This window comes from Corallincola holothuriorum (assembly GCF_003336225.1).
Taxonomy (GTDB): Bacteria; Pseudomonadota; Gammaproteobacteria; order Enterobacterales; family Neiellaceae; genus Corallincola; species Corallincola holothuriorum.
Window position 1 is genome coordinate 208,177 of the sequence record NZ_QPID01000006.1, and the last position, 14,615, is coordinate 222,791.

At 47.7% G+C, this 14,615-nt stretch carries 12 protein-coding genes; 7 read left to right on the forward strand and 5 right to left on the reverse strand.

Going from position 1 to position 14,615, the window contains the following annotated elements:
- The first annotated feature begins 394 nt into the window (after positions 1 to 394).
- The gene (locus DU002_RS11540) at positions 395 to 3,640 is read left to right on the forward strand and encodes an RICIN domain-containing protein (protein WP_114338540.1); all 3,246 of its coding nucleotides are present in this window, start codon (positions 395 to 397) and stop codon (positions 3,638 to 3,640) included.
- Between the two features lie 276 nt (positions 3,641 to 3,916).
- Positions 3,917 to 5,806 carry an AsmA family protein gene (locus DU002_RS11545; RefSeq protein WP_114338541.1) on the forward strand — a complete coding sequence of 630 codons (1,890 nt, stop codon included), beginning with the start codon at positions 3,917 to 3,919 and terminating at the stop codon, positions 5,804 to 5,806.
- 77 nt (positions 5,807 to 5,883) lie between these two features.
- Here the strand turns inward: DU002_RS11545 and DU002_RS11550 are convergent, their stop codons facing one another.
- The 4 genes from DU002_RS11550 to DU002_RS11565 form a co-directional block, all read right to left on the reverse strand.
- A complete protein-coding gene (locus DU002_RS11550; protein WP_114338542.1) occupies positions 5,884 to 6,525 on the reverse strand; it encodes a LysE family translocator in 642 nt (213 codons plus the stop codon).
- A 19-nt stretch (positions 6,526 to 6,544) separates the two neighbouring features.
- The gene (locus tag DU002_RS11555; protein WP_114338543.1) at positions 6,545 to 6,850 is read right to left on the reverse strand and encodes a hypothetical protein; all 306 of its coding nucleotides are present in this window, start codon (positions 6,848 to 6,850) and stop codon (positions 6,545 to 6,547) included.
- A gap of 137 nt (positions 6,851 to 6,987) precedes the next feature.
- Positions 6,988 to 7,818 (reverse strand): alpha/beta hydrolase, encoded by an 831-nt coding sequence (locus tag DU002_RS11560; protein WP_114338544.1) that lies wholly within the window; start codon positions 7,816 to 7,818, stop codon positions 6,988 to 6,990.
- A gap of 206 nt (positions 7,819 to 8,024) precedes the next feature.
- Positions 8,025 to 9,086 (reverse strand): beta/alpha barrel domain-containing protein, encoded by a 1,062-nt coding sequence (locus tag DU002_RS11565; RefSeq protein ID WP_158538041.1) that lies wholly within the window; start codon positions 9,084 to 9,086, stop codon positions 8,025 to 8,027.
- 667 nt (positions 9,087 to 9,753) lie between these two features.
- On the opposite strand from DU002_RS11565, the gene DU002_RS11575 reads away from it, so the two are divergent.
- From DU002_RS11575 to DU002_RS11595, 5 genes are all read left to right on the forward strand, one after another.
- Positions 9,754 to 10,962: a M48 family metallopeptidase gene (locus tag DU002_RS11575; protein ID WP_114338547.1), complete on the forward strand. Its 1,209-nt coding sequence runs from the start codon at positions 9,754 to 9,756 to the stop codon at positions 10,960 to 10,962.
- Between the two features lie 56 nt (positions 10,963 to 11,018).
- The gene (locus DU002_RS11580; RefSeq protein ID WP_114338548.1) at positions 11,019 to 11,681 is read left to right on the forward strand and encodes a TIGR00266 family protein; all 663 of its coding nucleotides are present in this window, start codon (positions 11,019 to 11,021) and stop codon (positions 11,679 to 11,681) included.
- A gap of 26 nt (positions 11,682 to 11,707) precedes the next feature.
- Positions 11,708 to 12,391 carry a TIGR00266 family protein gene (locus DU002_RS11585; RefSeq protein WP_114338549.1) on the forward strand — a complete coding sequence of 228 codons (684 nt, stop codon included), beginning with the start codon at positions 11,708 to 11,710 and terminating at the stop codon, positions 12,389 to 12,391.
- A gap of 9 nt (positions 12,392 to 12,400) precedes the next feature.
- Positions 12,401 to 13,138, forward strand: coding sequence for a TIGR00266 family protein (locus tag DU002_RS11590; RefSeq protein WP_233496483.1), 738 nt, complete (start codon positions 12,401 to 12,403; stop codon positions 13,136 to 13,138).
- A 182-nt stretch (positions 13,139 to 13,320) separates the two neighbouring features.
- Entirely contained in the window at positions 13,321 to 13,737 is a 417-nt protein-coding gene (locus DU002_RS11595) for a hypothetical protein (protein WP_114338550.1), read from the forward strand.
- Between the two features lie 33 nt (positions 13,738 to 13,770).
- Here DU002_RS11595 and DU002_RS11600 read toward each other — a convergent pair whose 3' ends face one another.
- Complete coding sequence (locus tag DU002_RS11600; protein ID WP_114338551.1) at positions 13,771 to 14,244, reverse strand: NYN domain-containing protein; 474 nt, start codon at positions 14,242 to 14,244, stop codon at positions 13,771 to 13,773.
- Positions 14,245 to 14,615 lie beyond the last annotated feature (371 nt).

Consider the following 14,615-nt stretch of genomic DNA (forward strand, 5'->3'; position numbering starts at 1 on the left):
TAACTTCACTTTAAATTTTGCTAAAGGCCGCGTAAATCGCGGCTTTTTTTTGTAGAAGCAGAGTATCGACGCATGTGTCAGGCACACGTTCTCATCTCTCTCGATTTATGGCGGATGACCTTCTTTGCAGACGCATTGTTAATGGTGCGTGTTGATGTTTAAAGAGGGGCGCTCGCGTATCTGATTATTTACACCCAAATTCGTTGTTCAATTGCCTCCGTTCCTAAATATTGCTACCTTTCCCTTGGGTTTGTAACTTATTGTTTTTAAAGGTTAAAGCTAATTAAGGCGAACGTGTAAAAGGATCGCTTAATGGTGACTTTTTGGCGTTCGCTGACTCGTCAAACAGGCTTTAAACAATAAACATATATTCTGATTGAAGGTTGAAAGGAAGATGGAACTGAAGCAGTGGTTTCGAGGGATGGTGCTTGTGGCGACCTCTCTGATGAGCATCGCGATACATGCGGAAGATAAAGTAACAATCGATCTCAACACCCAAAAATTTGTGGGTGGCGTGTCTGAGCTTGATCGAAGTAAATACTTCAACATTCATATGACGGCGTTAGAAAACCAGGTAACTCAAGAGGAGTTGGATTATCTGGTTAATGATCTCAATATCGGCTTTGGACGCCAATTTTGGAGTCCGTTTTCCGCCCACAAAGGTCATGGCTCATACCCTGATCCGGCCACCGCAAAAAGCAATGGTGAGCGAAATGTTCAGTCGACGAAGAAGCACCCTAATTACGCCTTTTTGTCCACTCGAAATATCGTTACCGATCATCCGAAAGCGGCTTATACGGCAGGACAAGATCCAGTAAAGGCGGCGGCTTGGGCTGCAAACTATTTTAAGTACTATTTTGATGATACATCGCGTCCACTATTCTACGAGCCGATCAATGAGCCGTTTGTCCATGCCGGAGAATTCGGCATCAGTGATGATAAAGCGCGGGCTGAAATGACTCAGCTGTTTAAAGAGATCGGAAGGAAGTTCGATCAGGATAATATTAATACGCAGGTGATTGGATACTCCAGTGCTTGGCCTTCGATGGAGTTATGGGACTTTGGCCACTTTAATGGTCGCATGAAGCAGTTCATGGACGAGGCGGGTCCCTATATTGATTCGTTTTCGGTTCACCCTTATGACGGGGTGAATGTGACAGGGGCTAACAATCAGCGTTCAGGTAGCAATCTGGAAGCGATTCTTGATTTGTTGGAAACCTATAGCCATTACAAATGGGATCGTGTTAAGCCGGTAACCATCAGTGAATATGGTGGCATCGAGAAAGGCTACGGCGACGGGTATAGCGATATAAAAAGTGTTCAGTCGATCCGTTCGATCAATAACATGTTGTTCCAACTTTTAGATCGACAGGATCGCCTGTTGACCTCTATTCCATTTATTACCGGTAAAGCGGCCTGGCACTACAATGCTGGGAATAACTGGGCACCCTATGGTGCGGTTGTTTTACGTCCTGATCCAAGCAGTATCAGTAATGGTAAACCACAACGTTTCTTCTGGACTCCCCGGATCCATTTCTATCAGTTATGGGCAAATGTGACTGGCCACCGTGTTAAAGCGTTGTCTTCAAATGAAGATGTGCAGGTGCAAGCGTTTGTTGATGGCAATAAGGCGTATGTTGCGTTGAACAGCCTTGCTGAAACTGAACAAAGTGTGTCACTAGCCTTTGTTAATGAGATGGGGCAGGTAACTAATGTGCGTCAAAAGCAGCTTAAAATTTACGCCAATTCTAAGCCTGTCTATCGCGATGAAAATAATGTGATGGCGCCTTCTAGCTTAACTTTGATCCCCGGTGAAACCGTGGTTATTGAATACACTTTTGCTGAAGCAATTCAGTTTACTGAGTCTCTTGATGTGGCGACTTATTACTCAGATGATCACCTACAATCTATTATCGCCAATAAGGCGCTCACTTTCCGTTTTCGTGATGTTAAAGTGGCCACTGGCCATTCATTATTGAAACTCAGCCTGGGTCGTTCTCATCAGCGTTCGAAGAAACCGACAGTGATGATAAATGGGACTAAGGTATCAGTACCTTCAAACTGGAAAGGAGGCGATCAATCATCTCGAGGTGAGTTCTTCGGTGCCATTCATATCCCTGTTGATAATCAACTGCTGTCTAAGAACCCAGTGGTGACGGTGACGTTCCCTGATAACGGCGGCCGAGTCAGCTCTGTGGTTTTGGAAGTTCATAGTGGGGCTGAGACCTCGGGCAAAGAAGATACGATTCGATTTGCGGACCAAATAAGTGAATTAGCACCTGCGGATAGCTATACCGTGAATGTGGAATACTCTGCTTCAATTGGCCGAGATTTGGTACTGGAGTTGTGGCATCAAGATCAATATATCGCGTCGACACGTAAGTCAGTATCCGCCGGCAGTGATGTGACTGCATTGACCGTCTCCCTACCACAACCGACAGTCAGTGGAGCGACAGGCTACCTTTTTAAAGCGAGCATTCGTCCGGTGGGGGCCGATTGGCAATCTAACATCGACAATGTTCAAATTAACGGGATAAGAATTGAAGCTGCGAATGCGCCAAGCGAGGACTTGTTTGAGTTTGCTGAACTCATCACTGAGTTAGAAAGCGGGACTCGCTATCGCTTTGCTGTGCGTTATTCCGCTACGCAAGCGCGGGATTTGGTTGTTGAAGTTTGGGATGGCAGCAACTGGCTAGCAGCAGGAAAAACGGCTGTTAATGCGGGGGCAGGCACAACAGATGTGTTTGTTGATTTAAATGAGGCACCTTTGGCGGGCGCTAACGATTATCAACTGAAAGGGGCTATTCGTCCGACCAATACCACATGGCGCGAGAATATCGATACAGATCAGTTGAACGATATCAGCATCATTTCGCCACTGCCCAAGGTTGATGACATCAGCTTTGCAGCCATCGAACGACAGCAAGATGTAGGCTCTCGCTTCAGCTTTAAGGTGGCTTATGCCGCCACAGAACAGCGAGATGTTGTGGTCGAATTTTGGTCTGCTGATACCTGGCTCGGTGAAGCTACTGAAACGGTTCCTGCCGGTGAAAGTACAGTAACGCTAACGGTAGATCTAGGTTATGACGTTGAAGCAGGCGAAGGCTACATCGCTAAAAGCAGTATTCGTCCAGTTGGCTCATCATGGACGGAAAACCTCGCCACAGACCAGATAAATGACATTACATTGCAAAGTGCTGCGCTTCAGCCGTCGACAGGCTGGGTCAATCTGCAGTTACGCCATAGTCAGCGCTGTATGGATGTCGCTAACGGCAATACAAATAACGGTTCGATTTACCATCAGTGGTCCTGCAATACCAACAACGCTAATCAACGTTTCCGTTTTGAAGAACAGGGTAGTGGCTGGTATAGCATTCGTTCACAGGTCAGTGACAAGTGTTTAGATCTTGCGTATGGCAGTAAAAACAATGGTGCAAAATTGCAGCAGTACAGCTGCCAAGGCAGTAATCAAAATCAGCATTGGCGGATAGTTGACCTCGGCGATGGTTGGTTTGAATTACGGTCAAGAAAGAGTGATAAGTGTGCCGACATCAAAGGTGTGTCGGAAGCCAACGGTGCAAACATGCATCAATGGCAATGTATTAACGGGCTTAATCAACAGTTCCGATTCATGAACTAAACAGCGCGTTATCCAGTAGCATTAGCTCAGTTTAGGCTGAGCTAATGCCTTCGTTATAGCATCGAGCGACGTCCTGCTTTACTCTCACTGCATTACTCTAGTTTCATAACTCTGGCTTCATTACCCAGGTTTCATCGCCAACGTGATTTAACGCTATAGCTAATAGGGCGTGCTTGATCTTTTCTCACTGACTGAACAGTTTGTTATATCCTATTAGTCGCCCCGCATGTTGAACACTGGCTTTATTACCCGCCGAATCGAGGAACAAGATAAGTGATGATAACCAAGCGTCTATTAGTGGTTCTATGCAGCTTTTTTATACTCGGCTTGGTCTTGTTGAGCGTGGCCTTTCATCTTGTCGATCCCAACGAATATCGGGTGGAGCTGGAAAAGCGTGTGTTAGCAACCACGGGGCGTCACTTGACCATTACTGGTGATGCTGAGTTGAAACTTCTTCCTCAGCCGTATTTTGCCATCAACAATGTCTCCCTGGCGAATGCGCCTTGGGGTTCAACTCCACTGATGTTGAAAACTGATTACCTGGATATTCAGATGGCGTGGCTACCTTTGCTTATGGGCGAGCTACATGTTCGTAAAGTACGGTTACGCGGCGCTGAAGTGATATTTGAAAAAAATGCCGATGGCATCAGTAACTGGAAATTTGAGGGGCAACTTGGTGATTCGAACGCTGTACTGCCAACATTTGAATGGATAGCGGTCGAAAACTCAGCCATTGTGTGGCGCGATACCGCCAAGCAAAACGAACATACGTTGGGTATAGACTCCTTACGAATTGAGCCTAGCGAATCTGGAAATGAGCGATTTTCCTGGGATGTTAGTGGCAAGTTAGATGGCGTTGAACTGCTTGTCGCTGGTGAAATGAGCAGTTTAATAAGGCATTTTAACGGTGAGCCATGGCAAGGCGACATTTCATTAACTACGCAGGGATTAGCGTTCAATATCAGTGGTAAAACAGATGATGTTTTCGAACTGAAAGGTCTTGATGTTCATGTCAACGCAAGCGGCAATGACTTGTCGCAGTTGCAGCACTTTACCGGGCTCGAATTGTCATCACCTGTGCCTTGGCACCTAGCGTTTGATTTGCGCCACGGTGTAGCAGAGTTTAATGCTAAAAATATCAATGTTCGGGTTGGTGAAAGTGATATCGCAGGAAGCCTAACGCTGAAAGAGAGCACGAGGCGTTGGCGCGTCGATGGTCAGCTTCACTCTAAGGTGCTTAACCTTGATCCCTTGCTGGCGGCAACAAGCACGGATAATTCCAGCACAACTGAACAAGTTTCAGCGGAAAAAGTGTTTAGTGACAGACCATTTTCGGTGAATTGGATGCGTGATTTTGATGGCCATGTTCAGTTAGATATTCAGAAGTTTTCTTTTGCGGCTTTGCATGCTGCCAACAGCGTGTTGGATATGAAACTCAGTGATGATGTGTTGATGCTTGCGATTGAAGCGACAGAGATGTTTCACGGCAAGGTCTCCGCTGATGCGACCATCGATTCATCACACAAACTGCCCTTGTTCCATATTAAAGCCACAGGAACGGATGTGGAAATGGCCGAAATCGTTGGTTTGATGACCGATATGACGTTTTTGGAAGGGCAGGGACATGTCAATGTGGATGTTCAAGGCCAAGGTGATTCTTTAGCTGCATTGATGGCCAGTATGACGGGGGAAGGGCGAGCGTTGATAAGTGAAGGCACTGCGGAGTTGCGGGCGGCTGAGACAACAACCTCCATTCGCCGCTTATTGATTTCGCAATTAGGTGATAAAGATGACAAACGAGTAAAAATGAATTGCTTAGCTGCGCATGTCACCGTTAAAGACGGTGTGTCGAAGCCGACGGCAGTGGTGGTTGATACGAAAAAATCTACTGTGCGAGGTGCTGGCACGATAGATTTTGGTAAGGAAACCTTAGATATGGTGTTTACCCCAAAACCCAAGTCATCAGCTATTAGCCTTGGTGTTCCATTGGCGGTAACGGGTACATTTTATGAACCTAAATCATCTTTAGAAAAATTGGGTGCAGCGCGCCGTGTGGCAGGTATCGCCAGCCTATTTATCTTTCCGCCAGCAGCACTGGCGGGATTGGGAGATTTAGGAGATAACGCCGATAACTGCATTACCATTTCTGAGAATGATGCTAAGTAGGTTGATAGCGCACATTCATGGTGTTTGCAGTCTAGAAGGCACCTCGGCTCCTCAAATATCCGATGAAGGAGTCGTATTTAAGCGCTGGTTTGGACTTTAGCCAGTTTCACCCCAAACCAAAGCATCAACACGCCAACACCGCCTTTGAGGAGGCGTGTCAGCATCGGTTTTCCTAGTCCGACTGTTTTATGAGCAAGCAGTGCCAACGATGCGAACCAGCAACCCACAATGATGATTTGTACTGTGACCAGAAAAAAAGTGGTAGTTACGATATCCGATGACTCAGATAAAAACTGCGGAAATAGTGCGAGATAAAACATCGATACTTTTGGGTTCAGCAGGTTGGTGATAAACCCCTGTAACCAAGCTTTTTTGTAGCTAAGTCGATGCGCTAATGGTTGGGGTGTATTTTTCTGTGCGATTTTATTTGAATTAATCGCCTGCCATAGTGACGTAATGCCTAGGTAGCAGAGGTAAGCGACACCTAGGGCTTTGACCAGCATAAACAATTCTGAAGAGCTCATGATCAGAGCGGAGATCCCAACCACTGAAAACAGGCCATGGGCGTAAAAAGCGCAAAGGGTGCCTGAAAGCGTGATAAGGGCTGTTCTTCTGCCGAGAGTGAGGGAGTGGCTCACAATGAGCAAGCCATTGGGGCCAGGCACCATGCCACTGAGTAAAGCGACGAGGCAGAAGCTGATAATCAGTTCGGTTGACATCCGTTCCTCTCCTTAAGGTTTAGTAAAGGTGATCCTTCGCCCTATCTAATTTGGCATCGGGTAAGAACTGATCTGAGATGGTTAGAATAGCATGTAGATTATTACGCAGTTTATCGAGCTCCATCGGCTCAGGCTCTAGTGACGTTTGAAATAAATGGAGAGCCATGTCGGCGAGCAGTAGCCGTTGTTTTTCAAGCCAATCATGGTGGCCTGTTGGATTGTCATGAGTCGATAGCGTGGCGCTGTTTTTAAGGTAGCTAGCCTCGACCAAAGCGTGCATATCCCAGCTTTGTTCAATCAGTGATCGTTTCTGTTCTTCGGTCATTTCTGCCTCGTATTTTTGTGGTTTATTGCTGCTCCGGTTTGTTTCTTTACTACCTGGCTATTTTTAACTCAGTCTTCTTGGCTGTATCAATCGGGGAGAAGGAGTAAAAGCCGGAAGTGGTAACATACTAAAGTACATTAACTCTCCCGAACTTCAGCCATAAAGGCTTCAATCCAATACCAATAGTCTGGATAGGCAATCACACTCAGGTCGTTATGGTCTGCGCCGGGCACGGCTATGAATCGTTTATGGCTATTCTCTGCACCTGGATATGCATCATATAGTTTTTGCCCTAAGGCAAACGGCACAATGTCGTCGGCGTCGCCGTGAATAAACAGGGCGGGGGCAGGGACATTAGGTACTTTATGAATCGAATCTAATGGCGAGCCTAGCGCCCAGTTTAACCAACCCATCCCCATAACTTTTGCCATGTCGTTACCGCTGGAAAAAGGCGTAACTAATACCAGTCCGGCCAGCTGTCGATGCTGGGCGATGTGAACAGCCATCGCTGAGCCAAGAGAACGGCCATAGATAAACAGATCTTGCTCTTTGAACCCACGTTCTGTTAACAGATAGTCCAGCGCCGTTTGCGCATCGGTATACAGCCCTTGTTCGGAAGGTGAGCCGCTACTCTTGCCATAACCACGATAGCTAAGCAGCAAGACGTTAACACCGGTGGCAGCGATTTTTCTGGCGTCGTCAATGCGATAGAAAAGGTGCCCTGCATTGCCATGCAGATACAGCACCGTTCTATCTGATTGTGTATCAAACCAAAGTGCCTGTAGCTGTTCGCCATCTGGCGTATTCAATATCAACTCTTCAGCATCTGATGGGGCAGCGGCTTCAGGCGGCAAGCGTTCAGGATAAAACGCAAACGCGTTAACCATGGCATCGCGGCAGCCGCTAATCATGAGTAGCACGCCAATCAGTAAACACCATCTCGTCCGTATTAGCTCTCTGCCTTGCATCAATCTCTCCTATCATGACTTGCTGTTCCGAATTGTAGCTTTAAGTAAGCTGCCGCTCCTGTGCATTCGCATGCCCCACGAAGTGTTTTGGGTACCATGCCCCCGCGGCAAGGCTCACCCCGCGAAGTGCTGCGGGTGTACTGTACTTCCTGCACATAAAAAACCGCCGGAAGGCGGTTTAAAAAATCAATCTGCGAGTGATCTGCTTACTTATATTCGTGGAATCGCTGGGCCAAATATGGGTCCCACATGGCGGCAGTAGCACTCATCACCATATCAGCGCCCATCTCCAGACGGCGGTGCAGATCCTGTGCAGTCATCATGCCGCCGACGGAACAGATTACAAAGTCATCTTTCCACTTGGTTCGCAGGTCGATCAGGTTGCTGGTCACTTCTTCGGCCAGTTCGCCGATGGCGAAGCCACAGGTGCCGCTTTGCAATCGACCTTCACCCGGCAGGGCTGAGCCGCCTTGGTCATTGACGATCTTGCGAGGAATGGTGTTAATCGCAGCAAAGCCATCAACGTAAGGTCGGTTGGCTGCAATCACTTTTTCCAGCTGTTCTGCAGGCATCCAGCCCAGTTTGATCATCAGTGGTGTGTCGCCGATCGATTCACGTATCTTTTTCGAGACCAGTGCAGAGTTTTCCGGATCGGAGAACAGGGCACCCTCTTTGCTGCCACCCAAGTTAGGGCAGGAGTAATTCACTTCAATGATCTTGGCGCCAGCTTCTTTGGCCATGGCAGAGACATAGCCATAATCTTCAACTAAATCGCGTTCAGCCAACCCTGGCGTACCGTTAACGGACACCAGCATCAATTGGCCGGAGCCCATTTTTTTGTTGCCCGCTTCAATATCTTTCATCCATACCTCGGGCGAAAGTGAAGGTACGCCAAACGAGTTGGTGATGGTGATCTTTTCATCCAGCGAAGGGCGTACGCCCGGTTTCATCTGGGTATTGATATCCTGATGACTAAACTGATTTTCTGCATTGAGGAAGATACAGTTCGGCGCGGGATGGCAAGCGCGCTCGACACTGCGCACGGTTTTATAAACCGGCAAATCGAAACCCAGTTGGGCATAGACATCGCACCAATGGCTGTTGAGCAGTGGACCAGCAGGTACACCTAGACGAGAGTTCACTTCAAAGTCGAACACCTTTTGCATCTGCTTAATCGCAGGGCGGGTCGGCATGTCACCCGCAAAGAAAGGACCATTCTGGTAATTATCTTCGTAGGTTTTGCTTATGTCATAAAGTTCGAATTGCATAGGTGCTGCCTCAGCCATGGTGATGAAAGGAAGCCATTTTAAGTGTTATCTCTTTGAATGAGTATCGTAAAAATAGCCCAAGTTCTGAGCCGGATCAGAGAGTCGCAGGGATCGTCCAAACATCATTCGTTGGTCTTACAGAGATATCAGACCTTATTTATCGACATCACTGTTGCCGATGCGATTCGACTCCAGAAACTGGACTTTGGTCAAGGTTGCTCCTTATGGGCCAGCTTATAATGCGCAGCTCAAGGTAATACCAATCCGCATAAGAATATGATTTACCAGCGGGAATTTAAATCACTTTAGGCAAGGCAGGTGACTGAAGGCATAGTTGTTCTACGCCGAAATCAGCTAACGCTGCATAAAGTGATTTAAAACCCGTCCTACGGGGAAGTCTGGGCAAGCCACTTCTACGTTGCAGCCATTTGCAAGGGAACAACCATTGCGGCATGACTGCGCCTTGAATTGAACTTGCCCAGACTTCCTGGTTGACCATATCTTTATGCGGATTGGTATAAAGTGCTTCGATTGATTGTAACTGACTGATTGAAGTTTAAGGGATTTTTAATAGCGCTTGCAGTGGCCTTGCTGGACTGAACTGGTAACAACTTGTCCAGTCGTCCATGGCGTTGTGAGTTAATCAACACAGGGAATACGCCGCACAATGTCTGAACCCTCTCTCTATCCGTGTCATGGAGTGCATTCGTCTCTCGCGAAAGGTAAAGCTTCCGGTCAGTTACGGGTGGGCAGTTCGCATTTGATATTTACCATTGCAGATCAGCAGATCGAATTAAGTCTGAATGAGTTGCAGATGGAGCAGGGTGGGGCCAGCGATCGCCTGGTGTTTTTTACCCATCCGGGCCGGCCTGACTGGCGTTTTTATACCTCGGATAAATTTGTCCTCAAAGACCCTCACTTTAAACAGTATCCCCATCTGGCCGGTATGATGCGCGGTGCTCGCTCTAAGCATCTATTTAACTGGTCGCTGTTGGTGGTGGTGCTTTTGGTTTGTTTAGCTGTGCCCATTGCCGCGTTGATGAACCTGCATCGTGCCAGTGCCGTGATCGCTGAGCAAGTGCCCGTGGAATGGGAACAGCAGCTGGGTGAATCCAGTTTTGCCCAGTATCAGATTAGTGCCGAGTTAATGGACGATGAGCAATCAGCACGTTTGCTTGAGCCCTTGGTGACGCCACTGATCGATCTCTTACCGAAACGGCGCTTTGATTATCACTTTTATATCGTCAACGACAGCAATTTGAACGCGTTTGCACTGCCCGGTGGTATTGTCGTGATTAATTCAGGATTGATTTTAGCTGCTGACGATGCCGCTGAATTACTGGGCGTCGTCGGGCACGAAATCGTCCATGTTCGAGAGCGTCATGGTATTCGTAACGTGATCTCCCATGCTGGGATCTATGTTGCCGTGAGTGCGCTGATTGGCGATGTGTCCGGTGTATTAGCTGTGGTAGCCGATGCGGCCCCTTTGCTGATTAGCCAGGGGTATTCAAGGGATTTTGAATCAGAGGCGGATCGGCTTAGTCATGCCTTACTGATTAAAGCCAACATCGACCCCACCGGTTTGGCTCGTTTCTTCCAAAAGATGCAAGCTAAAGAGCAGGAAAAGCTAGCCGAGTTGGGTGATGAAGATACTCAGGAGTGGATAAAGACGGGCATGGGCTTTATCAGCTCTCACCCCGCCACGGATGAACGGATTAATGCCCTAGAGGACTACAACTCGAATGCAACGTCACAATTTCTCGACCTGTCGCAGCCATTTGCCCGGCTAAAAGCCGGTGTTGAGGGGTTTGTGGTTGATGACGACAGTCAGCTGGAACTTAATGAAACTGATGTTGTGCTCGAAGCAGGTCGATAAAACTAATTTCAATTTGTGCGGTGACAGTTCTTACCGCTGACCACAAGGAAAAGGGAATGAAAGCTGAAATAAAAGGCTCCCAGGCGTTTTCTTATATCGATGTCGATTTAGAGCCAGGAGAAACCATTGTCAGCGAGTCGGATGCCATGAGCAGCATGGATGCCGATCTCGATCTTACTGCGACTTTCAACGGGGGCTTCTTCAGAGGGTTACTGAAAAAGTATCTGGGTGGTGAAACACTGTTTGTGAGCCGCTTTACCAACAATACCAATGCTAACAAGCGGGTGACCCTAGTGCAGCCAGTGCCGGGCGAGATCCGCTGCATCGAGCTAAATGACGAAGAGTTTCATCTCCAGCCTGGGGCTTATCTTGCGTCTTCGGACGGCGTTGAATTGGGCCTGCGTTGGGCAGGCTTTGTCTCATTTATCGCCCGTGAAGGATTGTTTAAGCTGACAGTCAAAGGCACCGGTAAAGTGTTTTATGGTGCTTATGGCGCGTTGGTCGAGAAAGAGGTGGATGGCGAATATATTGTTGATACCTCGCATTTGGTGGCCTATGAGCCAGGCATCAAGCTAAAGCTACAACTGGCAGGAGGTATTTTCTCTAGCTTTTTTGGTGGGGAAGGCCTAGTGACTCGCGTACAGGGTAAAGGGAAAATTATCGTGCAAACCCGCAGTTTGTCTGGCTTGTCGAGCTGGCTGAATCCGAAATTCCGATAAACCAGGGCGTTAATAGGAGTAAATAAATGGATATTGAATTGACTCATCGCCCCGGTAATACGGCGGCAAAAGTGACATTGCAGGCGGGAGAAACTATCACAGCTGAAGCAGGTGCCATGATCGCCATGAGCGGCAACATGGATATCACCACAACTACCCACAAAAAGAACTCTGGTGGCCTGTTTAAAGCGGCCAAGCGTATGCTTGGCGGCGAGTCACTGTTCCTCAACCACTTTGAGCCGAAAGGTGACTCCGGAACTGTGTTCTTCGGCACGGATTTGGCGGGAGACATGATGACCATGGAGCTGGATAACGATAATTTGATCGTACAAAGCGGCTCCTACTTAGCTAGTGACAGCGGTATCGACGTTGATCTAGGTTGGCAGGGATTTAAGTCCTTATTTTCCGGTGAGGGAGTACTTTGGCTGAACCTCAAGGGCCAAGGCAAGGTGATACTCTCTTCGTTTGGTGCTATCTATCCGGTTGAGGTTGATGGCGAATATATTGTCGATTCCGGTCATATCGTCGCGTTCGATGAAACCCTAGATTTCAGCATCACCAAAGCCGGTAAGAGTTGGTTGCACTCCTGGTTAGGTGGTGAAGGTTTGGTGTGTAAATTTAAGGGAACGGGCACGGTTTGGTGTCAGAGCCACAACACCTCTAGTTTTGGGAACGCCCTTGGGCCTTCATTACGAGCGCGTAAAGCCTAAGGAGCAAAAATGAGCGAGTTAACTATGGAAGATAATACTCAAGCGCCTGAGCCTGCTTCGTCAGTAAGCCAACCCGAGCAAAAAGGCTACGCGTTCGAGATGGTTGGTAAGCCAGACTACGGCTTTGTGACGGTACAACTGCCCGCGGGCAACATGTTGAAAGTGGAAGCCTCAGCAATGGCGACCATGGACACTAATATGAAGATGAAAACCAAGATGCGTGGCGGCCTTAGCCGTTTGCTGACCAGTGAAAGCATCTTCATTAACGAATTCACCGCCGAAGGTGTGGATGGTGAAGTGGGTATTGCGCCGGGTACACCGGGCGATCTGTGTCATCAGTACCTGAACGACGACACCATCTATCTGCAAAACGGTGCATTTGTTGCGTGTGGCCCGGATATCGAGATTGAGAGCAAATGGCAGGGGCTGGTGAAAGGCTTCTTCTCTGGTGAAAGTCTGTTTTTGATCCGCGCGAAAGGCACTGGAGATCTGTTCTTCAACTCGTACGGTGCGGTGATCGAGATTGATGTTGAAGAAGACTACGTCGTGGATACCGGCAACATCGTCGCCTTCACTGAAGGGCTGGAATACAAAGTCACCAAAGTGGGCGGCTATAAATCCCTGTTCTTCTCCGGAGAAGGTTTTGTCTGCCGTTTCAGCGGCAAAGGCAAAGTCTGGATCCAAACCCGTGGCGCCAGCGCTTTTGTCGGCTGGGCGCATTGGTTTAGGCCGGTAAATAAAAAATAACGTTGATTTTTTGCTGGCAAACAAACGATTGTTTGCCAGCGTCCGTTTTCTGTTCGTTTAGTACAATGACTATTTATTATCCTTGGCGAACAATCGGCGGTGTATTGAGGCTGTGGTGACGGATCCTGCTAGAGTTGTATTGAGTTCCTGACTATTGGCTATCTAATAAACGGAAACAAGTTATGAAATACCTTATTTTGTTACTAGCGAGTCTTACCAGCTTGGTTGCTTGCAAGAGCAATGACTTACCTGAAGGGGCTGAATGTGGTCGTGTTTCGATATTCATGAAACCGCCTGAACCACAGGGGTTATATCCTGTACAGATAGATCGTATTGACGACCGTGCGGTCGTTAAGTCGGGCGCATATGTATTGGAGCCTGGTGTTTATTTGGTAAAAACTTATGAAATCATCACTGATCCTAGGTTGAAGCTTCCCGGCAGGGATCGAGGGACTTCAAAACGTATTGAGATAAAGGTTGAAGCGAACAAGCGTTACCATGTTGCCGCAAAATTTATCCCCGAGAAAAGATACTCAAAGAGAAACGAGTATTGGGAACCCGTCGTTTGGCAGGTGACTGATGAACCTTGCGGTAGCTAGGTTCTATCGCTGAGTTTATTACGACAACAAGGCCTACTTCAGTAGGTCTTGTTCTATTGGATGAAAATGGCTGGCAGAACGAATAAGGCTATTGGCCGTCAGTTCCTGCACACCGTAAACATGGGTGGTCACGCCGTACTTCTCCGTGATTTTTTGTAATAGCAGATCAAAATCTCCATCACCAGATAACAGTATTACAGTATCTACCTGCTGTGCAATATCCATTATGTCGATGGTAATGCCAACATCCCAGTCACCCTTAGCCGAACCATCAGCGCGTTGAATAAATGGCTTAAGTTTTACCTCGAATCCGATATGGCGCAGGGCGTCCTGAAACTTCCTTTGTCCATCGTCTTGCCTGGCAATGGCGTACGCATTGGCCGTGACTATTTCACCTTCATAACCGATCCGCTGCCACAGCTTGTGATAATCAAATTGGCGCCCAAAGGCCTGTCTGCAGGTGTAGTAAATATTTTGCACGTCGACGAACAAGGCTATTTTTTTCAAGGTGTATTCCGTAGTGGGGGGATCGGCTGATTGCCAACTCTAAGAGGGCATGGTCAATGCTTTTCACTATAAGCGCTTTGATGCCTATTTTCATACTTATTGCGCAATATCATGCTCATTTTCGTCGCGTTTAGTTGTTGCCTTGGTCAGTGTCTGTCCGGTTTTAACTATTGTTGCTAGCTTGCTTGAAGCAGGTCAATTTGTAGGCAAGAAAACTCTCTGCTCGTGAGCTAGGCTAGAGATAAGTAATGACTGGTCGTGCCACCAGACGATGTGAATGGGTCGTTGGCTACAGCTCCTTGCCATGGGTAGCCCAATTCAAAGCGCTTTACCATTCATGCAATTAACTCGTACTACTTCTGTGTCATGAC